Raw genomic sequence first — 23,185 nt, forward strand, 5'->3', positions numbered from 1 at the left:
CCTCAAAACAGACGGTAAATCGCAGGCAAGCGCTGGCTTCGGGGTCAGATCTTGCCTTTTGCTGCGGGGTGGACTACCTTTCGCCCCATGGCACGTCCTCCTCGCATTGAATTCCCTGGCGCCGCGTATCACGTCAGCTCCCGGTGCGAACCAGGAACTCTGGCCTTTGCCGATGATCAGGACCGCGCCGTCCTGGTCGAGCTGATCGCCCAAAGCATGCAGCGTTTCGACGCGCAGCTGCTGGCCTACAGCCTCTTGGGCGATCAGTATGAAATCCTCGTCTTCACGCGCCGCGCGAATCTCTCGCGCCTGATGCGCCATCTGGGCGGGGTCTACACCCAGCATCACAACCGCCGCCATGGCAGCCAGGGCGCCTTGTTCCACGGGCGCTTCAGGGCCGTGCTGGTGGATCGGGAGCGGCATCTGCTGGACGCCTGCCGCTATGTCGAGCTGGCGCCGCTGCGGCAGGGCTTGTGTCGATCTCCGGCGCAATGGCCCTGGTCCAGCTTTGCCGCGCATACCGGCTCGGTGCCCACGCCCGTTTGGCTTGAATCAGATGGTTTGTGGCGTTATGTGTTGGGACGTGAATTACATGGCCTGGCCGACCGTCGCCGGGCCATGCAAGCTTACGCTCGGTTGCTGGCCTCCGACCCGGGTTTTGATCTGTGGGCCGGCCGTTTGAGGCAGCAGATTTTTCTGGGCGACGAGGCTTTTGCCCGCGCCTGCCTGGCTCAGGCGACCCGGGCCGAAGGCCTGGCCAGGCCCACGCGCGCCGGCAAGCTGGGGCGGGCACTGTCCCTGCAGGACTGGCTGCTGCAAAGCGACTCACGCGAGCAAGCTCTTTACCGTGCCCATACCGAGGGCGGCCTGGCCATGAGCGCCATGGCGCGGGCCATGGATCTGTCGGTTTCCCGCGTTAGCCGCATCGTCGCAAGCTATGAGCGCAAGCAGGGGGTGTGAGCTCAGCTTGCTTGCATAAGCTGTGGACAAGTTTTGCGCCTGTGGGCTTGTTTCCGCCTATCCCCGCCCGCTGTGGACAAGTGCGTGGGTAAGCTGAACACAGTGGCAATAAGTCATTGATATGACAAGTGCTTCAACGCATTGCCGCAAATTTGTGCAGTGTGGAAAGCGCGTTAAATCAGCCGCCGCCAATCGCCCGAAGCCTGCTTTTCGGACGGAATCTGAGCTGTTTCGGCTCAGTGAGTGAGCGCCTGCTTGGGGGCGGCCAGTTCGGCGTCTACCCAGGCTTCTTCGCTCAAGGCGCGCGCGGCGGCGAGTTGTTCACAGAGTTCAAACACACCCAGATTGTCGGCACCGACTTGCTCGGGCATGGGGGTGCTGCACACTTCGGCCGGCAGGTCGGCCAGGGCTCCCAGCAGTTGGAACAGCAGTTCCAGCGTGGGCTCGCCCTCGGTTTCCAGCTGCCGGGCCTGGCCCAGGCTGCGGCAGAGATACCAGCAGGCCTGGGCGGCGTTATCGCATTGGGCGTGATAGAGGGCCTGGGCTTCCAGGGCAATGCTGCGGGCGCGTTGCTCTTGTTGGGCGACTTGAGCGTCCAGATCGGCAAAGGCGGGGGGCAGGGCCGCGACGTCGGCAAAGGCATTGCCAGAGCTGGGCTCTGTTGCCAGCGGTGACCCGGAGGTCGGTGTCGTCGGTTTGCGCGCCATGATTTGCCTCTACTACCAGCTACGGCCTGATTCTGGATGCTAGCAAGCTGGGCCTGGGCGGCGCGCCCCCCGGGCGAGGGGTGGCGCTGAGTTCAGGCATGGCTGCCGTGCAATTATCACGCGGCAGCCGGCTTTGTCAGCGCTTCTTGAGCGGGCGGCTCCAGCCGGCAATGCTGACTTGTTTGCCTCGCGCCACACTCAACTCGCCCGCGCCCACGGGCTTGGTGATGGTGGAGCCGCCGCCTATGGTGGCACCGGCACCGATGGTGATGGGGGCCACCAGCACGCAGTTGGAGCCCACATGCACGTCGGCGCCGATTTCGGTGCGGTGCTTGTTGGCGCCGTCGTAATTGGCGGTAATGGAGCCAGCACCGTAGTTGACGCGCTCGCCCACCGTGGCGTCGCCCAGATAGGCCAGGTGATTGGCCTTGGCGCCCTTGGCCAGGCTGGAGTTCTTGACCTCGACGAAGTTGCCGATATGCACCTCGGCCCCCAAATCAGCGCCTGGGCGCAGGCGGGCGAAGGGGCCGATCAGGGCGCCCGTGCCCACTTTGACACCGGCCTTTTCGCCGTCGATATGGGTGAACTCATGGATGCGCGCGCCGGCCGCGATGCTGGCATTGCGGATCACGCAGTGGGCGCCGATGCGAACGTTGTCGCCCAGGCTGACCTCGCCTTCGAACACGCAGTTGACGTCGATCTCCACGTCCTGGCCACATTGCAGCTGGCCGCGCAGATCAAAGCGCGCCGGGTCGGCCAGGCGCACACCGGCCTCCATCAGCTCATGGGCTTGTTCGCGCTGGAAGCGGCGCTCCAGGTCCGCCAATTGCACGGGGCTGTTGACGCCCAGCACCTCGGTCTCATTGGGTGCGGCGACGCCCAGCACCGGCACGCCCTCGGCCACGGCCATGGCGACGATATCGGTCAGGTAGTACTCGCCCTGAGCATTGTTGTTGTTCAGCTGGCCAACCCAGCGCTTGAGCGCGCCGGTGGGGGCGGCCATCATGCCGGTATAGCCTTCGCGGATGGCACGCTCTGCGGGCGTGGCGTCCTTGTGTTCCTTGATGCCCAGCACCGCGCCCTCGGCATCGCGCAGGATGCGGCCATAGCCCGTCGGGTCTTGCAGATGGATGGTCAGCAGCACCAGGGCGCGGCCCTCGCAGGCGTCGATGAGGCGCTGGGCGGTGGCTTGCTTGATCAGGGGTACATCGCCGTTGAGGATCAGCGTCGTGCCTTCGCCTTCCAGCGCCGGCACGGCCTGCTGGATGGCGTGGCCGGTGCCGAGCTGGGGCATTTGGCGCACAAAGCTCAGCTGCGGCGCCGCAACGGCGGCCTCGACCTCATCCGCGCCATGGCCGGTGATCACCACGCTGCGCTGGGCCGCCAGGCCTGAGGTCATGTTCAGCACATGTTGCAGCAGCGAACGTCCGGCCAGCTTGTGCAAGACCTTGGGCAGGGCGGACTTCATGCGGGTGCCTTTGCCCGCAGCCATGATGACAATATTCAGCGCCATAAGAAAAATCGCGACTTCTAGGATGAAGCCGCGATTATGGCTGGCTCGCTTGACGGGCTTGTTGCGGCCCCTCAAGAGGGGGAATCGGCCGAGTTTGCCTCAGCGCATGGCCTGCACCGACACGCGGCGGGGCTTGGGATCCACCTTGGGGAACTCGCTCAGTGCGGCGCTGAACATGGCGCCGAGCAGGCCGGCGTCGCCCTGGGTGGCGCCCTCGTTGCTGGCGCGGGCCTCGAACAGCGGTTCGGCGCTCTGGCGGTCACGGATCAGTACGGCGACCGAGCGGTCGAAGCGGCGATCCATGACATCGACGGGGTAGGCAAAGCCGAGGCCAAAGCCGGACCGGTAGGGCCAGGCGCCGGGTCCATAGCCAAAACGCCAGGAGCTGTAGCTGCCATGCCAGCGCCACCACAAGGGGTCGTCCCAGGGGGCGCGGTCCTGCGCTTGGATGCGTGCGCCCAGCGAGACCAGATAGTCGGCCGACTTGGGCTCGGGCGCTTCGGTGAAGCCCGCCTTTTGCAGGGCGGCGCGGGCGCTGTCCTCCATCCGCGCTTGCAGCGCCGAGACCTGGCCGTTTTCCTGCTGCGAGGGTAGGCGGTCAAAGGCAAAGCTGCCGGGCTTGCGGGCCTCGGCCCAGCTGCCGTAGGTGGCCACCTCGCTGCTGACCGTATACGGCCCGCTGCAAGCGGCCAGGGTCGCGGCGGCAATCAGGCCCAGACCCAGGGAAAACAAACGGCGACGGTTCATGGCGATCTCCTCAAAGGATCTTCTCGACCCCGGGATTGTCGGCCGATTTTGCAAGCCGTTTGTATCTGTTTGGTTGCCGAGCGAACAAAGCTCAGCCGGGCTCGCGCTGCAGCGGTATCACGGCGCTAACTGTTTGGCTGGCCGGTGTGCCGCAGGCCTCGTCCTCGTCAAAAGCGATATCGCCTTGCGGGTCGGGTACGCCGGTGGCTTTGATGGTTTGGAAGGGGAAGAGCTCGCGGTCCATCATGTGCGAGGGCACGACCTTGCTCATGGCGGTGAACATGTTTTCCACCCGGCCGGGGTATTTCTTTTCCCACTCGTTGATCATGGCCTTGACCTGCACGCGCTGCAGGTTCTCCTGGCTGCCGCAGAGATTGCAGGGAATGATGGGGAACTCGCGGTGCGCTGCCCAGCGCACCAGATCGGGTTCGGCCACATAGGCCAGCGGGCGTATCACCACATGGGAGCCGGTGTCGCTGACCAGCTTGGGCGGCATGCCCTTCATGCGGGCGCCGAAGAACATATTCAGCAACAGGGTGACGACGATGTCGTCGCGGTGGTGGCCCAGGGCGATCTTGGTGGCACCCAGCTCGCTGGCCACGCGGTAGAGATTGCCGCGGCGCAGGCGCGAGCACAGGCTGCAGGTGGTCTTGCCCTCGGGCACCAGGCGCTTGACGATGGAGTAGGTGTCCTGCTCCTCGATGTGGAAGGGCACGCCGCGCGACTTCAGGTATTCGGGCAGCACATGCTCGGGGAAGCCGGGCTGTTTCTGGTCCAGATTGACGGCCACGAGTTCGAAATTGATGGGCGCGCGCTGCTGCATATTCAGCAAGATGTCCAGCATGGCATAACTGTCCTTGCCGCCGGATAGGCAGACCATGACCTTGTCGCCCTCCTCGATCATGTTGTAGTCGGTGATGGCCTGGCCGACCTGACGGTGCAGGCGCTTGGAGAGCTTGTTGATCTCGACGGACATTTTCTTGTCCTGGGCTTGATCGGGAGTCTGCTGAAGTGTTTCGGTAGTCATAGGGGCTTCACCACTGGCCGCATTCGGCACTGATTGCGACCTGGCAGTCGGGAAAAATTTCGAGTTTGGTCACCTTGATGCGCACGCCCACCACGCCGGCCAGCTTCATCAAGCGGGTGCAGAGCTTGCCCAGCAAGGCTTCCAGCAGATCGGTGTGTTCGGCCGTGCATTCGTCGATGATGATCTGGCGCACGCGGCGGTAGTCCAGCACATGGCCGATGTCGGCGTCGCGCGAGACGATGGTCTGCGCCCCCAGATTCACCTCGGCATCGACCAGAATGGGTTGCGGGCCCTCGCGCTCGAAGTCCAGCACGCCCAGATTGGCGCCAAAGCGCAGGCCGCTGATATGGATGATCTGACGGTTGTTGCGGCGCAGGGCCGGGCTGGGTTGGCCTTCTTGCAAGGGGCGCAAAAAGGCTTCGATCGCCTTGGCCGCCACCACGCCATCGCCCAGCGCCGTCTGCACACAGGGGTGCTGGCGGCCGCTGGCGTCGCCGGCCACGAAGAGGCCCAGGGGCGCGAAGCGCGGCTCGTCGCGGAAGGGGTGGGAGGGCGCGGTGACGCCGGCGCGCTGCAGGGCGTCGCCCACCTGCAGCCAGGCTGCGGGCTCGGCCTCGTAACCCAGCAGCACGGCCACATGGTCGAAGCTCTCCAGGCCATGGGCACGCGACTCCAGCTGCACATGGTCTTCGGCGGCATCGAGGCGGAAGGGCAGCGGGGTGCGCGGGCGCAGGGTGATGTGCTGGCTCAGCGGGTTCAGGCGATCCAGCAAGGCTTGCTGCGCGCGCCAGTCGCTGCGCGACCAGAGCGTCACCTGGTGGCCGCGGGCCTGCAGGTAGAGGGCGTTTTCCACCGCGTTGTCGCCGCCACCCAGCAGCAGGCAGCGGCCCGGCGGGAGGGTTTCGCGTTGCGCGGTCAGGGCAATGGCGTCCATCACACGCGCTTGTGCCTGGTGCGCAGCGAAGAAGAGCTCGGGCCGCAGCGGTCGCAAACCGGTGGCCAGCAGCAGGGCGCGGGCCTGCAGTGTGCGGCCATCGTCCAGGCGCAGGCGCCAGCCCTGGCCGGGTTGCCAGTCCATATGGTCGAGGCTGCGCTGCAAAAAGAGTTGCAGGCCGTGCAGGTTCAGGGTTTGATCCGCATAGCGCTGCCCCAGGGTGGCCAGGGTTTCGCCGGGTGCGCCCAGCAGCCAGTCTTGCGGGAACTGCAGGCGTTGCAGCGAGGCGCAAAGCTCGGGCTCGCGCTCGATCAGGGCGACGCTGAGGCCCAGCTGCGTCAGCCAGGAGGCCGCGCTGCAGCCGGCAGGGCCGCCGCCGATGATGGCGAGGTCGACGGAGGCTGAAGATGGGGCGGACTGAGGCATGGTGAGGCGGGGGCTGGGGAAGTGGCGATTATCCCCGCTCGGCCGCTGTCTTGCTTCAAGGCCTCCGTGCCCGCCTGTGCGCGGTCAGCTTGGCGAAGATGGCCTTGAGGTGGTGCTTGACGGTCACCGGCCAGGGCGAGAAACGCAGGTGGTGGGAGCAGGCGCTGATCAGTCTCACGCAGCGCACGCACTCCAGGTCCAGGCGGGCCAGTTGCTGGATGAAGCCTAGGCTCCATCCTGATCAGCGCCGCGGTCTATGCCGGCTGGCCCTGGTCGGTTGAAGCGCGGTTGCCGGCCTGACCCCAACTCTCAGCCGTAGATATATAGCAGCGGCGGCAGGAACACCAGGCTCAAGGCCAGGGCCATGGCCAGGACCGGCGGCAGGCGCAAACGCAGCAGCCAGGTGAGGGCCAGGGCGGCGGCGCTCAGCTGCAGCAGGGCCATGACAACGGCCTCCGGGCCATCGACAAACACATTCGAGTTGGAACGCTTGCCCAGCGAGGCCGTGAAGCCGCCGCCATGCACCACCAGCCAGCCGCCCAGCCAGGAGAGTGCACAGAAGGCGGCAACGGCCAGCTTGGCGAGGCGGGAGGGAGGTGATTCCATGGCTGGTTCGTTCAGGGCTAAGGGCGGCTCACAAAACTCTGCTGACGTCGTTACACCGTCTTGCCAGGATCGCTGCACTGAGTTTTTGTTAGCCACTCCAACTAGTGGGGTGCGGACACCGTATCTTGCCGCAGAGTCGTTTGCTTCGCAGCAGGGTGCCAGGGGCAGAATATGCCGCTTGGCTGCGCGCCGGGACTGGCCGAGAAGACGCAAACACATGACCGCAGAGGAGAGGCAATGACGAAGAAGCGATGGAGCCGGCTGGCCGGCAATTTGGCACAAACCTTGTTCTTGAGCGGACTGGCCTTGGCCGGAGCCGCGCGGGCGCAGCAGGAGCAGCCGACGACTGCGGCTGCCAAGTCTTTGCTGCCCGTGTCGGCCTATGTCGCTTCGCCCCGCTTTTCGCAGCCCAGCCTTTCCCCCGACGGTCAACGCCTGGCTGTGTTGGCCCCCATGAAGGGCAAGCGCAATCTGATGGTGATCGACCTCAAGACGCGGGCCGGCACGGCGCTGACCGGCATGAGCGACTTTGACGTGGTGAGCTTCCGCTGGGTGGGCTCGGATCGCCTGGTGTTCAGCCTGGGGCGCCTGGATGCGCCCACCGGTCCGGAGTCGGGCGACGGCGGCGGCCTGTTTACCGTCAAGCGAGATGGCACGGGCTTTCGGAAATTGCAGCCCACCATTCGCGAACAGATCGGGCGAGGCAATTTTCAGCTCCGTTTTATGGAGTTTCTGGCGGTGCCCCCCGACAGCGTTGACGAGATCTTGGTGGCGAGCAATTTCCGCTCAGCCAAGGCCAACGACATCTACCGGGTCAACTTGGACACCGGGCAAAAAAACCTGCTGACCTTTGATCAACCGGGCTTGGTGCAGAAGTGGATCCTCGATCAGCAAGGCGTGCCGCGTGTGGCCCTGGTGGCCGACAAGGAGGACGATCCGCAGGAGTTCCCTGGCGCGCGGGTGATGATCCGTGCCTCAATGACGGACGCATGGAAGCAGGTGGCTCGCTTTGAGCCCGGCAGCCGAGAGCGCTGGTCCGTCAAGGCCTTTGCGGAGAACAATCAGGATCTGATCGTGGCTGCGCGGCGCGGTAGCGATACCGTCGGTTTGTATCGTTACCTGGTGAATGAGGGTAAGTTTGGCGAGACGGTGGCCGCGCATCCGCGCTACGACCTCGAGGACGGCCTCAAGATAGACCCCAAGACCCGCAAGGTGGTGGGCTTGGTATTTGCCGACGAACGCCAGCAGACCGCCTATTTCGACGAGTCTTATGCGCGCTTGCAGGCCGGCTTCGAGGCCTTGTTTCCCGGCATGGTGGTGAGCTTTCAAAGTACCGAAGGCCCGCGCAATCTGGTGATGGTGTCGAGTGACCGCTCGGTGCCGACCTTTTACATCCACGACATCGAGAAGAAGACGCTGGAGGAGGCTTTGCGATCCAGCGACGAGGTGGAGGAAAAACACCTGGTCCAGATGCGGCCCTTTTTGCTGAAGACGCGGGATGGCTTGGAGATTCCGTCCTACTACTTCCTGCCTGCCGGCTATCAAGCTGGGCAGCGGCTGCCCACCGTGCTGCATGTGCATGGCGGCCCCCATGTGCGGGCCGATCGCTGGGGGGCTTTGAACAGCTTTGGTGTCATGGAGGCGCAGTTGCTGGCCTCACGTGGCTATGCCGTCATCCTGCCCAATTTCCGCATCACGCCGGAGCTGGGGCACAAGGTCTACCAAGCCGGTTTCGGCGAGTTGGGCCGCAAGATGTCGGACGACCATGAGGATGCCGTGCTGTGGGCCATCGCGCAGGGATTCACCGACCCGCAGCGGGTGTGCATCAGCGGTGCCAGTTATGGCGGCTATGCCAGCTTGTGGGCCACGATACGCTCGGCCGATATGTTCAAGTGCGCGGTGGCGGGCATGGTGGTCAGCGATCTGAAATTGCAGCTGACTTCGAATGCCACCGATTTTTCGGGCAGCAAGTCGGGCGTGGCCTTTTGGAAGCGCTTGATCGGGGTGAAGGATGACAACTGGCAAGTGGCCCAGGAGGTCTCGCCTGCCTTGCACGCCGGACGTTCCAAAGTGCCCTTGATGATTTACGCCGGTGCGGACGATAGGCGCACCCCCTTGGAGCAGACCAAGGCCATGGTCAATGCCTTGACGGCTGCCGGCCGTCCGCCCGAGATCGTGATGATCAAGCCCGAGGAAGGCCATGGCTACGGCAAACAGGAAAACCGGGTGGAGCTCTACACCACCATGCTCAAGTTCCTGGACAAGCACATTGGCCCGGCCAGCCTGAGCTCAGGCCAGACGAGCGGCGCCGCGGCTGCTGTAGCGCCGCAGTAGGCGCCAGCCCAGTAAGACGGCCAAGACCGCGCCATAGATGGCGGGTTCGGCGAAATTGTTTTTGCCGGCCCGCATCCAGATGAAGTGGGCCAGGCCAAGCAGGCTGATGGGGTAGACCAGCTTGTGCAGCCACTGCCAGCGCCTGGCCCCTAGGGCCTTGATGGCGCGGTTGAAGGAGGTGGCTGCCAGGGGGAGCAGCAAGACCCAGGCCGTGAAGCCCATCAGGATGAAGGGGCGTTTGGCGATGTCGTGGGCGATGTCGCCCAAGTCCAGCCCCATATCCAGCCAGCCATAGGCCAGCAGATGCAGGCTGACGTAAAAGAAGGCGAACAAGCCCAGCATGCGCCGGAAGCGGGCCAGCGCGGGAAGGTTCGCCAGCGTGCGCAGCGGCGTGATGGCCAGGGTCAGGCAGAGGGCCCGCAAGCTCCAGTCGCCCAGGGAACGGATCAAGGCCTCGGCCGGATTGGCGCCCAGCCGGTCCGTTGCCGCGGCCCAGACCAGCCAGGCCAGGGGCAGGGCGCAAAGCGCAAACAGCAGGGGCTTGGCGGCGGGATGCAGCCAGGGCGAGCGGTTCTTTTGCATGCCGGGCTCAGAAATTCTTCTTCAGATCCATGCCGGCGTAGAGCTGGCCCACCTGCGCCTCGTAGCCGTTGAACATCAGCGTTGGGCGCTTTTTGGCAAACAGGCCGCCCTCGCCGATGCGACGCTCGCTGGCCTGGCTCCAGCGCGGGTGATCGACCTGCGGATTGACGTTGGAATAGAAACCGTATTCCTGTGCGGCCGCGCGGGTCCAACTGCTCACCGGCTGCTTCTCGACGAAACGGATCTTGACGATGGACTTGGCCGATTTGAAGCCGTACTTCCAGGGCAGGACCAGGCGCAGCGGCGCACCGTTCTGATTCGGCAAGACCTCGCCATACATGCCAAAGCTCAGCAGGGTCAGCGGGTGCATGGCTTCGTCGATGCGCAAGCCCTCGACATAAGGCCAGTCCAGCACGCCGGAGCGCAGGCCCGGCATCTGGGCCTTGTCGGCCAGGCTGGTGAACTCGACGAACTTGGCCTTGGACGTAGGCTCGACTCGTTTGATCAGCTCGGCCAAGGAGTAACCCACCCAGGGGATCACCATGGACCAGCCCTCCACGCAGCGCAGGCGGTAGATGCGCTCCTCCATGGGGCTGAGCTTGAGCAGGCTGTCCAGATCGAAGACGCCGGGCTTGCCGACCTCGCCTTCCACCGTCACCGTCCAGGGCCGGGGACGCAAGCTGCCGGCCGTGCGGGCCGGGTCGGCCTTGTCGGTGCCGAATTCGTAGAAGTTGTTGTAAGTGCTGGCGTCCTGGTAGCTCGTTAGCTTGTCCAGCGTCATGGCGCCGGGCACGCTGCCGCGCGCGCCGGGCAGCTTGGCCAATTTGCCCGGACTCTGCGCCTGCGCCTCACGCCCTGCCCAGCCCGCCATGGCCACGCCGGCGGCCCCGCCGGCCATCAGGCGCAGCCAGTCGCGGCGCGCTTCAAACACTGCCTTGGGGGTGATGTCCGAGGCGGGAATCAGATCGAGAGAGGGGTGCTTCATGGCGGCCTTTGCGGATGGGGTTGGGCATCTGTCGTGCCGGGCCGCAAAAGCTTACGCCATGAAGGAAATTTCTGCCGCAGGGGCGGTGATGCCCCCGGGCGATGGGCTCAAAGCGTGCCGTAGGAATGCAGGCCCGACAGGAACATATTGACGCCCAGGAAGGCGAAGGTGGTGACCAAGAGGCCGCCCAGGGCCCACCAGGCGGACACGGTGCCGCGCAGACCCTTCATCAAGCGCATATGCAGCCAGGCCGCGTAGTTAAGCCAGACGATCAGGGCCCAGGTCTCCTTGGGGTCCCAGCTCCAGTAGCCGCCCCAGGCCTCGGCGGCCCAGAAGGCGCCCAGGATGGTGGCGATGGTGAAGAAGGCAAAGCCCAGGGCGATGGCCTTGTACATCAGGTCGTCCAGCGTCACCAGCTCGGGCAGGCGGGCCGTCAGGGGCCGGCGCAGGGCGATGCACAGGCCGAAGAAGAGCAGCAGGCCGCCCAGCTTTCTCATCCAGCTGTCCAGGCCTTCGATCACATCGGGTGCGAGGCCGGCGCCAAAGCGGGCCGCCAGGATCGCCAGGATGATGGCGGCCGGCAGTCCCACCAGGCCGATCAGCAAGGAGCGCTGGCTGGCGGTCTTGAGCAGATAGGCCAGGCCCACCATGGCGGCCAGGGCGAAGGTGCCGTAACCGACGAAATTGGCGGGCACATGGATCTTCATCCACCAGCTTTGCAGGGCCGGCACCAGGGGCTGGATCTCGTGCGCATCACGCGCCACCGTGTACCAGAGCAAAAAAGACACGGCCGCGCTGATCACCAGCAAGACGTAGGCGCCCAGGGCGCGGGTCTTGAAGCGGGCTTCGTAGTAGAGGTAGAACAGGGCCGTCATCCAGCAGAACAGCACGAAGACTTCGTAGAGATTGCTGACCGGGATGTGGCCGATATCGGGCGCGATCTGATGGCTTTCGAACCAGCGCACCATGGTGCCCAGCAAGGCCATGAAGACGGCCGCCCAGCTTAGGCGCGAGCCAATCGCCTCGGCCGCGCTGTCGCTGCCTTTTCTGGTGAAGAAGCCGGCCCAGTAGAACAAGGTGCTCATAAAGAAGAGCACGCTCATCCACAGAATGGCACTCTGGCTGGACAGCATGTATTTGAGCCAGAACACCTGCTCGGCGGCGGCCAGGTCGGCGCCAAAGCCGTCGCTGTGCTGGCCGTACAAATGGATGGTCAGCAAGCTGGTGGCGCCGACGGCCAGGATCAGCAAGCGCAGCGGCCGCCAGAACCAGCCCAGGGCGATCACGCTGGGCAGGGTGAAGAGCAGGATGCCTTCTTCGTAGCCGTCCATCGAAGCGCCGTAGCGCGAGAAGGCAAACAGGCCGCCCAGCAGCACCAGGGCGGCAAAACCCCAGTCCAGCCATGTGCGGCCGGAGAAGTAAGCGCGTTTGCCTATCAGCGCGCTCTGGGTCAGGCCGACCGTCATGCCCGATTCCAGGGTGGTGTTGGGAGTATTCATACGCCTTCCTTCAACAGATCCAGCTTGAGCCGATCGAATTCATGTGCGGTGTCGGGGGACTCGCGGGTGCAGGACAGGGCCATGCGCACACGGGTCAGCTCCGGCTGGCCGGGGGCGGACTCCAGCCAGACCCACAGCCTGCGCTCCTTGATATAGAGCATGGCGAACACGCCGATGATGAGCAGCACGGCGCCCAAGTAGACCAGTTTCTGGCCCGGCGCGCGGGTGACCTGGAACACGCTGGCCTGCACCTGCTTGAAGTCATCCAGCTGCAGCAGCACGGGGGCGGGGTAGAACATGCTGTCCGACAAGGCCAGCACCGCCTGCGTCATAAAGCCTTGGGTCTGGGCGTCGGTCGCCGGTGCGTCCAGGCCGGCCTGCTCGCGGCTCAGCTTGTAGAGCTCGAACAAGCTGCCGTTGAGAATGCGCAGCAGCACCTCGCTGACCTTCTGGCGCTCGCCCACGGGCACCTCGGTCTCGATGAAGTTGGACAGGGCGGGCAGGCCGCCCAGCGGCAGGGCCGCTTTGCCCTCGCTCTTGTCCGGCTCGGCACCGGCGAACAGGCTCAGGGCCCGCCTGGCCGTGGCCTGCAGCTGCGGCAGCATCTGGGGCTTGTCGCTGGGGGTGGCGGCCTCGGCATAACGGCGCGTGGCCTTGTCGCGCAGCTGCGGGTTGAGCAGGGCGGCGCGCAGGCCCAGCCATGCCTGCATGCTGCCCTGCGGGTCCGCGGGGATGCGCAGATAGCGGAAGCTCTCGTTCAGGTTCTCGCGCACACCGGCCAGGAAGACGCGCTGGCCGTCCAGCTCCACCGGCACCATATAGTTGTTGAACTCGCGCCGCTGACCGGCCGCGTCCACCAGCTTGTAGCTGAAGGAGGGGCCGATATTGCGCAGGTCTTTTTCGGTCTTGGTGCGTGCGCCGCTGCCCAGATGCTTGTTCAGCGAGCCCACCAGGTCGACACGCCGCACATCCGTGCCGGCGGCGGGCGCATTGCTCATATTCTCGACATTGATGACGCGCAGACCGGTGAACTCCAGCGTCAGCGCCTCCTTGTCGCCCTTGAGCGTGGTGCTGGCACCGACCCGGCCCTCCAGCGCAAAAGGCTTGCCGCCCTGCATGGCCTGGGCCGTCAGCTTGAGCTCGGAGCCGCCGTCTTCAAAACTGCTTTGATAGAGGGCGATGCCGCGGTGAATCAAGGGTTCGTTGACCTTGATCTTGGCCTCGCTGGTCTTGCCCGTGTCGTGGTCGCGGATCACAACGTCGCTGGCGAAGAGCTTGGGCATGCCGGTTTCGTAGTACTCGACGACGAACTTCTTCAGCTCCACATCGAAGGGCAGGTCCTGCAGCACCACGCCATTGGGCATGGACAGCACGGCGGTGGCGGCGCGCGCGCCCTCGGGCACCATCAGATTGCCGCGGAAGCTGGGGTTGCCGGGCGGCAGGCGGTGTTCGGGTGCGACGGCGCTGATCAGGCCGCCGCCCTCGTACACGGTCTTGCCCTGGGCCCACATCAGGCCGCGCACCAGCAGGTCGCCGTCCAGCAAACCGCCCAGGCAGACCAGCACGATGGCCGAGTGGGCCGCGATATAGCCGATCTTATTGGCCGAACCCTTGCGGGCCGCCACCATCACGCCGCGATCACGCACCTGGATCTTGGCCTTCCAGCCGGCCTGGCCCAGATAGCTGGAGACGCGGGCCAGCACCGCCTCGGGGCTGCCCTGCATATGGCCCAGGGCCTTGTGGTGGAAGGCCTGCAGCGATTGCTCGCGCACATTCTCTTTGTAGTTGCGCAGGTCTTGCAGGATCTTGGGCGTGTTGCGGGCGATACACAGGCTGGTGGACAGCACCAAAAAGGCCAGGATCAGCAGAAACCACCAGGCGCCGTAGACGGTGTAGAGGTCCAGCTTGCCGAACACCTCGGCCCAGAAGGGGCCGAACTGGTTGACGTAATTGTTCAGTGGCTCGCGCTGCTTGACCACGGTGCCGATGATGGAGGCGATGCAGATCACCGTCAGCAGGGACACCGCAAAACGCATGGAGGCCAGCAGGTCCAGCAATTCGCGGCCGGGGCTGCGGCGGCGCGAGGGCGGTAAAGCCATGGGCTGGGTGTCGAAAGAATCACTCATGGACGGATTGTCGCGGGACTGCAGGCCAGGCGAGGGCGAGATAGGTCAAGAAAAAAGGCCGGTGAAACTCACCGGCCTTCGAAGCTTCGCTCGGACCCCGCCGGCCATTGCTGGCCCGGCCAAGGCCGGGAGATTGCGGGTGAGCGCTTAGCGCAGACCGGCAATGTAGTCGGACACGGCCTTGATCTCGCGATCATTCATTTTGGCCGCAACGCCGGTCATCTGGGCGTTGTTGGTGCGAGTACCGGCGCGGAAGGCGTTCAGCTGGGCTTCGGTGTAGTCCGCATGCTGGCCCGCCAGGCGTGGGTACTGCACCGGCAGGCCGGCGCCGTTGGGGCTGTGGCAGCTGGCGCAGGCGGGGATGGAACGGTCGGCAATGCCGCCGCGGTAGATCTTTTCGCCCAGATGGACGGTGTCCTTGTTCTTGGCGAAGCCGGGCTTGGCCTGCTTGGAGGCGTAGAAGGCGGCGACGTTCTTGATGTCCTCGTCGGACAGCGTCGCGGCCATGCCCTTCATGATGGCGTTGTTGCGCACACCCGATTTGAATTCGGTCAATTGCTTGGCCAGGTACTCGGCATGCTGGCCCTGAAGAATGGGGTTGGCCGGCGTGCCGCGCGAGCCGTCTGCCGTGTGGCAGGCCGCGCAGACTTGGGTAGCGGTGGCCTGGCCCTTGAGCAAGTCAGGCTTTGCAGGGGCTTTGGTGTCATTCGCCACTGCGTTCAACGCGGCAGAAGTCAACAAAAAGCCCGACAACAGAAAAGCAGCAGTCTTCTTCATGAATGGATTGATTCGGTAGGCGTAAGCCGAGGATTTTACAATGGCAATCTACAAGGCTTAATAAATCATGACCAACACCTCATCTGCGCCGCAACACACACCGGCTGAAACGCCCGCTTCGACGCGGGGGTACACCCGTCTTGTCTCTCGCCGTGCAGGGAAAACCACGGTTAGCCGCGGCCTTGAGGATTCGGCGGAAGACAAAATGGTGTTGGGTTGGACCCACACCGCCCGTTTCCTGACCACCGCCAGCGAGCTGATCCATCTGCCCGCCAGTGAATTGCCCGAGATTGCCTTCGTCGGCCGCTCCAACGCCGGCAAGTCCACCGCCATCAACACCCTGGCCCAGCAAAAGCGCCTGGCTTTTGCCTCCAAGACGCCGGGCCGCACCCAGCACATCAATCTGTTTGAGGTGGGGCCCAAGGATGCGGCGAACGCCTGGTTCGCCGACCTGCCCGGCTATGGCTATGCCGCGGTGGCGCGCACCGCCAAGCTGCGCTGGCAAAAGGTGATGGCCGACTATCTGGGTGTGCGCCGCAGCCTCTCCGGCGTCGTGTTGATGGTGGATTCGCGCCTGGGTCTGACCGATCTGGACAAGCAATTGCTGGAGTTCGTCACGCCGCGGGTGCGTAATGGTGAGATCAAGCTGCTGGTGCTGCTGACCAAGTCGGACAAGCTCAACCGCAAGGAAGCCGATGCGGCCCTCTATTCCACCCTGGCTCATCTGAACACCATCGCCACCGCCGAATCGGATGTGTGGGTGACGCTGTTCTCGGCGCTGAAGAAGCAGGGCGTGGCCGATGTGGCCGCCATCCTGCACGAGTGGGTGCATGTGCGGCCGCCCGTCGCCGAGCTGGCAGCCCCTGTGGCGCCAGCGGTCTGAGTCAAGACCCTCAGGGCCGGCCGATGAAGAGGTAGAGCAGGGTGCCGCCCTTGGGGGCGTAGCCCAGGCCCAGATAGAGCGGCCCTAAGCCGGTGTCGGCGCCGATGAAGGCGCTGGCGGCGCTGCGCAGATCGGTGGCCGAGAGTTTGTCCTTGCGCATCCAGGCATTGCCCAGCTCCAGCGAGCCGCCGACGAAGAATCCGCGGGTCAGCACCGGGTTGTCGCGCAGGCGCAGATAGTAGCTGGCGCGGCCGAACACCAGGGTGTCGCCGATCAGTTGGCCGGCCTGGTAGCCCGAGAGCTGCTGAAAGCCGCCCAGGCTGTACGGCCCTTGGGCCGATTCCTCGGGCTGGCGCGCCAGCAGGCCGCGCAGATGCAGATTGAGGGTGTGGGCGCCCCAGCTCTTGGCCAGCGTGGCTTGCAGCTCGCCGCGCTGGAAGTCGGCGCTGCGCACCGGGCCGCCGGACTGCTTGCCGCCGATGGCCTCGAACAGCACGCGGTAGCCGCGCTGCGGGAAGTTGGCAAAGTCCAGCTGATCGACCACGGCCCGCAGGCGCAGGCCGGTCTCGTGCCAGGTGCTGTCCAGGCGCGGATCGACCAGATCCACCGTCATCAGCTTGGCCACATTGCGCCAGGTCTGGTGTACCAGGCCCAGGCGCACCTCGCCCAGGCTGCTCCAGGGCTGGCCGAGGTCAAAACCCAGGGTGCCAGCCTGGCGCTGCAAGCGGGCGGCCGCGATGTCGGAGTTGTTGTTGTAGAGCGTGAAGTTGCGCCTCTCGGCCTCGCCCCAGGCGGACAGGAACCAGTCGTTGGAGCGCCCGATCTTGAAGCTCAGCGGCTGGTAGATCTCGCTGAACAGGCGCGGCGTCTGGCCGATCGAGACCTGGTTGCGCCACTCGGTGCCGATGGCGCTGAGCCAGTGGCGGTTGTGGGAGATGCGCAGATTGAAGGCGCTCTCGCCATCGAAGTCGGTGCTCAGGTCCAGGCCGACGCGGAAGTAGTTGGGGCCCCAGTACTTATCGTCCATGGTGAACAGCAGGGCGGCGCCGCCGGGCCGTTCTTCCACGTGGTAATCCACCCGCTCGTAGTCGCCCGAGGAGGCCAGGAAGCGCGCGTCGCGTTCGGCTCTTTCGGTGTCGAACTGCTGGCCCGGGGCGGACTCCAGCTGGGCCTGGAAGCGGGCCGGGTGGGTCAGCGTGGTGCCGGCGAATTCGATGCTCTGGATCTTGGGGCTGGGCAGTTTGGACTGCACCCGCGCCAGATGCCAGGCCGCGTAGTCCTCGGCATTCAGGGCCAGGGCGCGCAGCTGGGGGATCAAGGCTTCGGCCGCGGCCTCGCCGGCGGCGATGAATTCCTGGGTGCGCTCAAAATCGCCCGAGCTGAGGTTTTGCAGCTGCGGGGTGATCAGCACATCGTCGTTCCACAGCGTGGCCAGGCTGCGCTGCACATTCTGCTCGGTCAGGATATTGATCATCTGCCCGGTCAGGCCGACCAGGGAGCTCAGCGAGGCGCGGCCGGACAAGGGTGTGCCCACATTGACGGCGATCAGGCGTTGCGCACCCAGTCTGCGGGCCACATCCACCGGCAGATTGTTGACCAGACCGCCATCGCCCAGCACGCGCTCATGCACCTCGGTCGGCGAGAACACGGCCGGCACGCTCATGCTGGAGCGCATGGCCAGGGCCAGATCGCCATCGGCCAGCACCACCTGGGCGCCGGTCTCCATATCGGTGGCGATGGCACGGAAGGGCGTGGGCAACTGGTCGAATGACTGGATATGCCGCACCGGCATGGTGAAGCGGCGCAGCAGAATCTCCAGGCCGCGGCTGGACAGGGTGCCTTGCGGCAGGCGGATCTCGCCGTCGCGCATGCCCAGCTCGACCGCCGCCGAGAATTCAAAGTCTTCTTCCTTGCGTCGTTGCGAGAGCAGCTGGCGATCCACCCGGCCGGCAAAGACATTGCTCCAGACCACTCTGAGCAGCTCGCGCTCCAGGTCTTGGGCCGTCATGCCGCTGGCGTAGAGGCCGCCGATGATGGCGCCCATGGAGGTGCCGGTGATCACATCGGCCGGGATGCGCTCCCGCTCCAGCACCTTCAGCACGCCCACATGGGCCAGGCCGCGCGCGCCCCCGCCCGACAGCACCAGGCCGATCTTGGCGCGGCCGGTTTCGGCCGCCGGGGCCGGCCGCATATCGGGCTGGCCCTGGGCCAGGGCGGTGCTGGCGGCCAGGCTCAGCGCACAGCAGCACAGTTGCAACCAGCTTGGGCGCCTGCCGGCCTGCTCAAACGCCATGGCTCAGGTTCTGCATCAAGGTGTTGACCGCGCGTTGCAGCACATCGGTTTCGTCCAGGGCGGTGATCAGGCCATTGGCCAGCAGCTTCTCGATCGCGCCGCGCGTCATGGAGTGGCGCTCATCCGGGTCCTGGCCGACGAAGAGGAAGAACTGCCGGCTCTCGCTGACCCAGGCCACCTGGGCGGTCAGCCATTCGCTCTGCACAAACAGGTGGTACCAGTTGCCCACCTGCAGGCCGTTCATCCATTGGTTGATGGCGGTCTGGGATTCCAGCGAAGTCATCTGGTCGTAGAGCTGTACCGGCACCGTGGGCAGATGGCCGCGGTCGATCTTGGTATTGCTCCAGTGGTCGGGCTGGCGGGACTCGCGTTCCTCCAGCAGGCGGCTGAGCTGGGCCTCGGGCGAGGGCAGGGGTTCGGCCGGCGTGGCGCTGGCCAGTGCCTGGGCCCGCAAGCTTTGCGGCAGGGCGCTGAGGCCGCGCAGCAGGCGACCGTGCTGCTCCATCAGCTCGCGCAGCACCGGCTCGCGCTTGGCCTCGGGCAACTTGATGGAGTCGCAGCCGGCGTTGAAGCGGGCGAGCAGCAGGGGCAGCTTCTGGCGCAAGCCCTGGCGGTCCGCCTCTTCGGGCAGCTCGTGCAAGCTGTCGATCAGCAGGTCCACCCAGTCGGCCAACTGGGCGACCTCGGGCGCGTCGCGGCCATGCCAGACCATGGCTTGCACGATGATTTGCGTCCAGGTGTTGTGCAGGAACTCGCTCATCTTGGGCGCCAGCGGCGCACCGGCGGTCTGGGCCTTGATCTGCTCGCGCAGCAGTTCCAGCCATTGCGGGCGCAGCTCCTTGCGCTCCAGGCTCGCTAGGGCCTCGGCGCTGCCCTGGCTGCGCTGCTGGGCCTGGGCGCTCAGATGTGCTTCCACCCGGCCGAGCACCTTCTGGAACAAGACGGCGCTGGGCGTGGCGCTGTCGATCAGCAGGGGCAGCTCGCCCTCCATAAAGCGCAGGAACTCCTTCAGCTGCTCGTCCTCGGTGCTGTCAAACGCCATGCCGTGAGCGGCCACGCGATTGAGCAAGCGCCAGGTCGGGTGATCCTGGCGGTGCAGCAAGCTGGTGTCGTCGCGGGCCAGGCGCAGCACGGCCACCTGCAGGCGGCCCAGCAAGCCCTTGATGGGCGGCAGCAGGCGCGGGTCCGAGAGGATTTGCTCGTACAGGCGGTTGAGCATATCGGGGCCGGTGGCCTTGATGAAGACGGGCTCCTGGCCTGGCAACCCCGAATTCGCCAGGTCTTGCAGGCGCGAATTCCTCTTCTCGACCCGGCGATTCAATCCGTCCAGGGTGGCGGGTTCGTTCAAGCGCTGCCCTTCAAACTGGCGCAGATCGGCTCCCTTGTCCTGCAGCCTGGCGGCGTGGCTGGCGACCAAACCACTCAGCTCAGCGGCACGCAGCTCGGCGCACAAAGCCGAGTAAAGCCGCAACAGGCCTTGCGACATGGGCGTGGCCGCCACCTGCATCAGGCCGTAGCGGCGCTCGGGCTCGAGCGGGATGCCGGAGAAGGCGGTCAGCAAGGCCTGGGCGAACAGGCCCGGCCGCAGCGGGTTTTCATTCTTGCGCGCGCGCGCCGTGCCGCGCAGCGCGGCAAAGAAGTTGCCCAGCTGATGCAGTTCGGGCCTGCATTGCTCTTCCACCACATGGATCACATGCGCGATGGCCACGTCCTGCAAGGCCTGGCGCTCGTCGACCAGGCTGAGCGTATCCAGGCTGCCTCGGCGTTTCTGGATGGGATCTTCACCGCGCGCCGCCGCTTCGATCAGGGGCAGGACCGCGCATTCGAAGTCGAAAGCGAAGCTGCCGCGCAGGCGGCGCCAGGCATCTTGCAGCGGGAAATGCTGGGCTTTGGCCTCGAGTTCGTCCTGGATGGCATTCAGCAGGGCGCGGCTGAGGATGGGCAGCTGCTTGCGTGCTTCATCCAACAGGGAATTCTGGGTCGGAGCGGGCATGAATTGGAGGGATCCAAGGATCGCGCATTATGGCGGGACGCTAGGCTGGATTTTGCCCCTTCGGCCAAGTTTCCCTCGGACGGGGTGGGTGGGAATTGCGGGCTTTTTCTGTGCCCGGCCCTGCTCGGGTGACAGGTCTTGCCCAGACATCATGGCCGCCCGGCCAGGGCTGCGCCAATTTCCGCTCGCTGTGAACCCGCGAATGCGGGGTGTAGCCCCGCAAGAGGGTCAGCAGAATCGCGCCTCGTGATCCGGCCGCCGCTGATTTTTGGCGTTTGGAGCGCGCCCAGGGTCCATAGACAGGGAGAACAGAGATGACGATCAAGCAGCAATTTAAGAACTTGTCCGTAAATAGCAGGGTTGAGGATGGCGAGGCGATTTGGGCGCAGGGCAAGGCGCAAACCACAGCGATACCCGGCGGTATCGCGAGGATTTGTAACGCAGCCATGCGTTCAAAGCGTCCGCCAGCCGACCCCGGCTATTTGCGGATAAGTTCTAAGCAGGCCTTGCTGGGAACGGCGCTGGCGCTGGGCTTCGCGGCCGCCCAGGCCGCACCGGTGTCCTTGGCTTATGCCGGCACGGGCAATATTTTTGGCAAGTCCTCCGCGGCCACGGGTACGGGCTTCTTCACGAGCAAATCGGGGACTCAGGGCAGCGCGATCGCGCTCGAGGATCTGGCGGACTTCAGCTTTGTGCTGACTTTCAAATACGACGGACGCACCGACGTGCTGAACTTCGGGCTCGCCAATCTGCTGAATTTCAGCGCTACGCTGGGTGTTGATGGGGTGGAAGCGCTGGTGCTGGATACTAGCACGCTGCGTTCTCCCTCGCTGTGGGGCCAGTCCTTCCATGTGCGCGGCCTGGGCGCCGATCAGGCCTGGAGCAGGAATTTCGATATGCCCGGCTATCTGTCCCGTGGCCAGCTCAAGGCCACGCTGGACAGCAGCTCGCAGGTGCCGGAGCCGGCCTCCCTGGCCTTGGTGCTGGCTGCCTTGGCGAGCGCAGGACTGGCCGCACACAGGCGTCGCTCTGCCTGAGTCTTGCGCATGAAAAAAGGGCCGCTGTGAAGCGGCCCTTTTGATTTGGCAGTGGCTGGGAAGCACAGGGCTTCCCGGCGGGCAGCAATTACATGCCCATATCGCCCATACCACCCATGCCGCCCATGCCGCCGGGCATGCCGCCGGCAGGTGCGTCTTCCTTGGGCGACTCGGCAATCATGCACTCGGTCGTCAGCATCAGCGAGGCGACGGAAGCCGCGTTTTGCAGCGCCGTGCGGGTCACCTTGGTGGGGTCCAGGATGCCCATCTCGATCATGTCGCCGTAGCTGTCGTTGGCGGCGTTGAAGCCGTAGTTGCCCGAACCGCCCAACACGGCGTTGATCACCACGCTGGGCTCGCCGCCGGCGTTGTAAACGATCTCGCGCAGGGGCGCTTCGATGGCCTTCAACACCAGCTTGATGCCGGCGTCCTGGTCGGCATTGGCGCCGACGATGGCACCAGCGGCTTGCTTGGCGCGCAGCAGGGCCACGCCACCACCGGCCACGATGCCTTCTTCCACCGCAGCGCGGGTGGCGTGCAGGGCGTCTTCAACGCGGGCCTTCTTTTCCTTCATCTCGACTTCGGTGGCAGCGCCGACCTTGATCAGGGCCACACCGCCGGCCAGCTTGGCCACGCGCTCTTGCAGCTTCTCGCGGTCGTAGTCGCTGGTGGCTTCCTCGATCTGGATGCGCACTTGCTTGACGCGGGCTTCGATGTCGGCGGCAGCACCCAGGCCATCGATGATGGTGGTGTTTTCCTTGCCGATTTCGGCGCGCTTGGCTTGGCCCAGATCGGCCAGGGTGACCTTCTCCAGCGTCAGGCCGACTTCTTCGGCGATGACCTTGCCGCCGGTCAGGATGGCGATGTCTTCCAGCATGGCCTTGCGGCGGTCGCCGAAGCCAGGAGCCTTGACGGCCACGACCTTCAGGATGCCGCGGATGGTGTTGACCACCAGGGTCGCCAGGGCTTCGCCTTCGACGTCTTCGGCAATGATCAGCAGGGGACGGCCCGACTTGGCGACTTGCTCCAGCGTGGGCAGCAGGTCACGGATATTGCTGATCTTCTTGTCGTACAGCAGCACGAAGGGGTTGTCCAACAGCGCGGCTTGCTTTTCCGGGTTGTTGATGAAGTAGGGCGACAGGTAGCCGCGGTCGAACTGCATGCCTTCGACCACGTCCAGCTCGTTGTCCAGCGACTTGCCGTCTTCGACGGTGATGACGCCTTCCTTGCCGACCTTGTCCATGGCGTCGGCAATGATCTTGCCGATGGACTCGTCGCTATTGGCCGAGATGGAGCCAACTTGGGCGATTTCCTTGGAGGTGGTGGTGGCCTTGGAAGCCTTCTTCAGCTCGACGACCAGGGCGGCAACCGCCTTGTCGATGCCGCGCTTCAGATCCATCGGGTTCATGCCGGCGGCCACATACTTCATGCCTTCGCGCACGATGGCCTGGGCCAGCACGGTGGCGGTGGTGGTGCCGTCACCGGCGTTGTCCGAGGTCTTGGAAGCGACTTCCTTGACCATCTGGGCGCCCATATTCTGGAGCTTGTCCTTCAGCTCGACTTCCTTGGCCACGGACACGCCGTCCTTGGTCACGGTGGGGGCGCCGTAGGAACGCTCCAGCACCACGTTACGGCCCTTGGGGCCCAGGGTCACCTTGACCGCATTGGCCAGGATGTTCACGCCTTCAACCATGCGGGCGCGAGCTTCGCCGCCAAACACAACGTCTTTTGCTGCCATGTGTATTTCTCCGAATTC

General features: G+C 65.1%; 19 protein-coding genes and 1 pseudogene. 4 read left to right on the plus strand and 16 right to left on the minus strand.

Annotation, left to right across the window (positions count from 1 at the left end):
* Nucleotides 1-87 precede the first annotated feature (87 nt).
* Nucleotides 88-960, plus strand: a complete 873-nt coding sequence (locus tag HNP55_RS22390; RefSeq protein WP_184304374.1) for a transposase — start codon at nucleotides 88-90, stop codon at nucleotides 958-960.
* Between the two features lie 236 nt (nucleotides 961-1,196).
* Here the strand turns inward: HNP55_RS22390 and HNP55_RS22395 are convergent, their stop codons facing one another.
* From HNP55_RS22395 to HNP55_RS22420, 8 genes and pseudogenes are all read right to left on the minus strand, one after another.
* Nucleotides 1,197-1,667 carry a hypothetical protein gene (locus HNP55_RS22395; protein WP_184304376.1) on the minus strand — a complete coding sequence of 157 codons (471 nt, stop codon included), beginning with the start codon at nucleotides 1,665-1,667 and terminating at the stop codon, nucleotides 1,197-1,199.
* Between the two features lie 136 nt (nucleotides 1,668-1,803).
* Nucleotides 1,804-3,180, minus strand: a complete 1,377-nt coding sequence (gene glmU, locus HNP55_RS22400) for a bifunctional UDP-N-acetylglucosamine diphosphorylase/glucosamine-1-phosphate N-acetyltransferase GlmU (protein WP_184304377.1) — start codon at nucleotides 3,178-3,180, stop codon at nucleotides 1,804-1,806.
* A 99-nt stretch (nucleotides 3,181-3,279) separates the two neighbouring features.
* Nucleotides 3,280-3,927: a DUF4136 domain-containing protein gene (locus HNP55_RS22405; RefSeq protein ID WP_184304379.1), complete on the minus strand. Its 648-nt coding sequence runs from the start codon at nucleotides 3,925-3,927 to the stop codon at nucleotides 3,280-3,282.
* Nucleotides 3,928-4,018: 91 nt separating this feature from the next.
* Nucleotides 4,019-4,954 carry a tRNA 2-thiocytidine(32) synthetase TtcA gene (ttcA, locus tag HNP55_RS22410; protein WP_184304381.1) on the minus strand — a complete coding sequence of 312 codons (936 nt, stop codon included), beginning with the start codon at nucleotides 4,952-4,954 and terminating at the stop codon, nucleotides 4,019-4,021.
* 7 nt (nucleotides 4,955-4,961) lie between these two features.
* Nucleotides 4,962-5,330: a dihydroneopterin aldolase gene (locus HNP55_RS24485; protein WP_246448610.1), complete on the minus strand. Its 369-nt coding sequence runs from the start codon at nucleotides 5,328-5,330 to the stop codon at nucleotides 4,962-4,964.
* Between the two features lie 417 nt (nucleotides 5,331-5,747).
* A pseudogene (locus HNP55_RS24490) lies at nucleotides 5,748-6,314 on the minus strand (FAD-dependent oxidoreductase); the annotation flags it as partial.
* 55 nt (nucleotides 6,315-6,369) lie between these two features.
* Nucleotides 6,370-6,492, minus strand: coding sequence for a hypothetical protein (locus HNP55_RS24760; RefSeq protein ID WP_281385281.1), 123 nt, complete (start codon nucleotides 6,490-6,492; stop codon nucleotides 6,370-6,372).
* A gap of 131 nt (nucleotides 6,493-6,623) precedes the next feature.
* The gene (locus HNP55_RS22420; RefSeq protein WP_184304385.1) at nucleotides 6,624-6,920 is read right to left on the minus strand and encodes a hypothetical protein; all 297 of its coding nucleotides are present in this window, start codon (nucleotides 6,918-6,920) and stop codon (nucleotides 6,624-6,626) included.
* Between the two features lie 237 nt (nucleotides 6,921-7,157).
* Here HNP55_RS22420 and HNP55_RS22425 point away from each other — a divergent pair, with 237 nt between their 5' ends.
* Nucleotides 7,158-9,254 carry a prolyl oligopeptidase family serine peptidase gene (locus HNP55_RS22425; protein WP_184304387.1) on the plus strand — a complete coding sequence of 699 codons (2,097 nt, stop codon included), beginning with the start codon at nucleotides 7,158-7,160 and terminating at the stop codon, nucleotides 9,252-9,254.
* Here HNP55_RS22425 and HNP55_RS22430 read toward each other — a convergent pair.
* The 5 genes from HNP55_RS22430 to HNP55_RS22450 all read right to left on the minus strand — a co-directional run bounded on the left by HNP55_RS22430 (nucleotide 9,210) and on the right by HNP55_RS22450 (nucleotide 15,223).
* Nucleotides 9,210-9,836, minus strand: coding sequence for a sulfite oxidase heme-binding subunit YedZ (locus HNP55_RS22430; RefSeq protein ID WP_184304388.1), 627 nt, complete (start codon nucleotides 9,834-9,836; stop codon nucleotides 9,210-9,212). The two genes, HNP55_RS22425 and HNP55_RS22430, sit on opposite strands and share 45 nt — an antisense overlap.
* Before the next feature lie 7 nt (nucleotides 9,837-9,843).
* Nucleotides 9,844-10,821: a protein-methionine-sulfoxide reductase catalytic subunit MsrP gene (gene msrP / locus HNP55_RS22435; RefSeq protein ID WP_184304390.1), complete on the minus strand. Its 978-nt coding sequence runs from the start codon at nucleotides 10,819-10,821 to the stop codon at nucleotides 9,844-9,846.
* Between the two features lie 107 nt (nucleotides 10,822-10,928).
* A complete protein-coding gene (ccsB, locus tag HNP55_RS22440; RefSeq protein ID WP_184304433.1) occupies nucleotides 10,929-12,287 on the minus strand; it encodes a c-type cytochrome biogenesis protein CcsB in 1,359 nt (452 codons plus the stop codon).
* Between the two features lie 29 nt (nucleotides 12,288-12,316).
* A complete protein-coding gene (locus HNP55_RS22445; protein ID WP_409993768.1) occupies nucleotides 12,317-14,446 on the minus strand; it encodes a cytochrome c biogenesis protein ResB in 2,130 nt (709 codons plus the stop codon).
* 147 nt (nucleotides 14,447-14,593) lie between these two features.
* Nucleotides 14,594-15,223: a c-type cytochrome gene (locus HNP55_RS22450; protein WP_184304392.1), complete on the minus strand. Its 630-nt coding sequence runs from the start codon at nucleotides 15,221-15,223 to the stop codon at nucleotides 14,594-14,596.
* 205 nt (nucleotides 15,224-15,428) lie between these two features.
* Between HNP55_RS22450 and yihA the strand changes: the two genes are divergently transcribed.
* Nucleotides 15,429-16,106, plus strand: coding sequence for a ribosome biogenesis GTP-binding protein YihA/YsxC (yihA, locus tag HNP55_RS22455; protein ID WP_184304394.1), 678 nt, complete (start codon nucleotides 15,429-15,431; stop codon nucleotides 16,104-16,106).
* Nucleotides 16,107-16,116: 10 nt separating this feature from the next.
* On the opposite strand, the gene HNP55_RS22460 is transcribed toward yihA, so the two are convergent.
* Together HNP55_RS22460 and HNP55_RS22465 are read right to left on the minus strand one after the other, a co-directional pair.
* A complete protein-coding gene (locus HNP55_RS22460) occupies nucleotides 16,117-18,399 on the minus strand; it encodes a patatin-like phospholipase family protein (protein ID WP_184304396.1) in 2,283 nt (760 codons plus the stop codon).
* Nucleotides 18,389-20,392, minus strand: a complete 2,004-nt coding sequence (locus HNP55_RS22465; RefSeq protein WP_184304398.1) for a DUF1631 family protein — start codon at nucleotides 20,390-20,392, stop codon at nucleotides 18,389-18,391. The genes HNP55_RS22460 and HNP55_RS22465 overlap by 11 nt, the downstream gene beginning before the upstream one ends.
* Nucleotides 20,393-20,706: 314 nt before the next feature.
* Between HNP55_RS22465 and HNP55_RS22470 the strand changes: the two genes are divergently transcribed.
* Nucleotides 20,707-21,429: a PEP-CTERM sorting domain-containing protein gene (locus HNP55_RS22470; protein WP_184304400.1), complete on the plus strand. Its 723-nt coding sequence runs from the start codon at nucleotides 20,707-20,709 to the stop codon at nucleotides 21,427-21,429.
* Nucleotides 21,430-21,517: 88 nt separating this feature from the next.
* Here HNP55_RS22470 and groL read toward each other — a convergent pair whose 3' ends face one another.
* The gene (gene groL, locus HNP55_RS22475; RefSeq protein WP_184304402.1) at nucleotides 21,518-23,167 is read right to left on the minus strand and encodes a chaperonin GroEL; all 1,650 of its coding nucleotides are present in this window, start codon (nucleotides 23,165-23,167) and stop codon (nucleotides 21,518-21,520) included.
* Between the last annotated feature and the right edge of the window lie 18 nt (nucleotides 23,168-23,185).

The organism is Roseateles oligotrophus (assembly GCF_014204525.1).
GTDB lineage: Bacteria > Pseudomonadota > Gammaproteobacteria > Burkholderiales > Burkholderiaceae_C > Paucibacter_A > Paucibacter_A oligotrophus_A.

Excerpts from the sequence above, each read along its gene's own strand:
- HNP55_RS22390 (WP_184304374.1), top strand. The coding sequence starts at position 88 with ATGGCACGTCCTCCTCGCATTGAATTCCCTGGCGCCGCGTATCACGTC.
- HNP55_RS22395 (WP_184304376.1), bottom strand. The coding sequence starts at position 1,667 with ATGGCGCGCAAACCGACGACACCGACCTCCGGGTCACCGCTGGCAACA.
- glmU (WP_184304377.1), bottom strand. The coding sequence starts at position 3,180 with ATGGCGCTGAATATTGTCATCATGGCTGCGGGCAAAGGCACCCGCATG.
- HNP55_RS22405 (WP_184304379.1), bottom strand. The coding sequence starts at position 3,927 with ATGAACCGTCGCCGTTTGTTTTCCCTGGGTCTGGGCCTGATTGCCGCC.
- ttcA (WP_184304381.1), bottom strand. The coding sequence starts at position 4,954 with ATGACTACCGAAACACTTCAGCAGACTCCCGATCAAGCCCAGGACAAG.
- HNP55_RS22420 (WP_184304385.1), bottom strand. The coding sequence starts at position 6,920 with ATGGAATCACCTCCCTCCCGCCTCGCCAAGCTGGCCGTTGCCGCCTTC.
- HNP55_RS22425 (WP_184304387.1), top strand. The coding sequence starts at position 7,158 with ATGACGAAGAAGCGATGGAGCCGGCTGGCCGGCAATTTGGCACAAACC.
- HNP55_RS22430 (WP_184304388.1), bottom strand. The coding sequence starts at position 9,836 with ATGCAAAAGAACCGCTCGCCCTGGCTGCATCCCGCCGCCAAGCCCCTG.
- msrP (WP_184304390.1), bottom strand. The coding sequence starts at position 10,821 with ATGAAGCACCCCTCTCTCGATCTGATTCCCGCCTCGGACATCACCCCC.
- ccsB (WP_184304433.1), bottom strand. The coding sequence starts at position 12,287 with ATGACGGTCGGCCTGACCCAGAGCGCGCTGATAGGCAAACGCGCTTAC.
- HNP55_RS22445 (WP_409993768.1), bottom strand. The coding sequence starts at position 14,446 with ATGAGTGATTCTTTCGACACCCAGCCCATGGCTTTACCGCCCTCGCGC.
- HNP55_RS22450 (WP_184304392.1), bottom strand. The coding sequence starts at position 15,223 with ATGAAGAAGACTGCTGCTTTTCTGTTGTCGGGCTTTTTGTTGACTTCT.
- yihA (WP_184304394.1), top strand. The coding sequence starts at position 15,429 with ATGGTGTTGGGTTGGACCCACACCGCCCGTTTCCTGACCACCGCCAGC.
- HNP55_RS22460 (WP_184304396.1), bottom strand. The coding sequence starts at position 18,399 with ATGGCGTTTGAGCAGGCCGGCAGGCGCCCAAGCTGGTTGCAACTGTGC.
- HNP55_RS22465 (WP_184304398.1), bottom strand. The coding sequence starts at position 20,392 with ATGCCCGCTCCGACCCAGAATTCCCTGTTGGATGAAGCACGCAAGCAG.
- HNP55_RS22470 (WP_184304400.1), top strand. The coding sequence starts at position 20,707 with ATGACGATCAAGCAGCAATTTAAGAACTTGTCCGTAAATAGCAGGGTT.
- groL (WP_184304402.1), bottom strand. The coding sequence starts at position 23,167 with ATGGCAGCAAAAGACGTTGTGTTTGGCGGCGAAGCTCGCGCCCGCATG.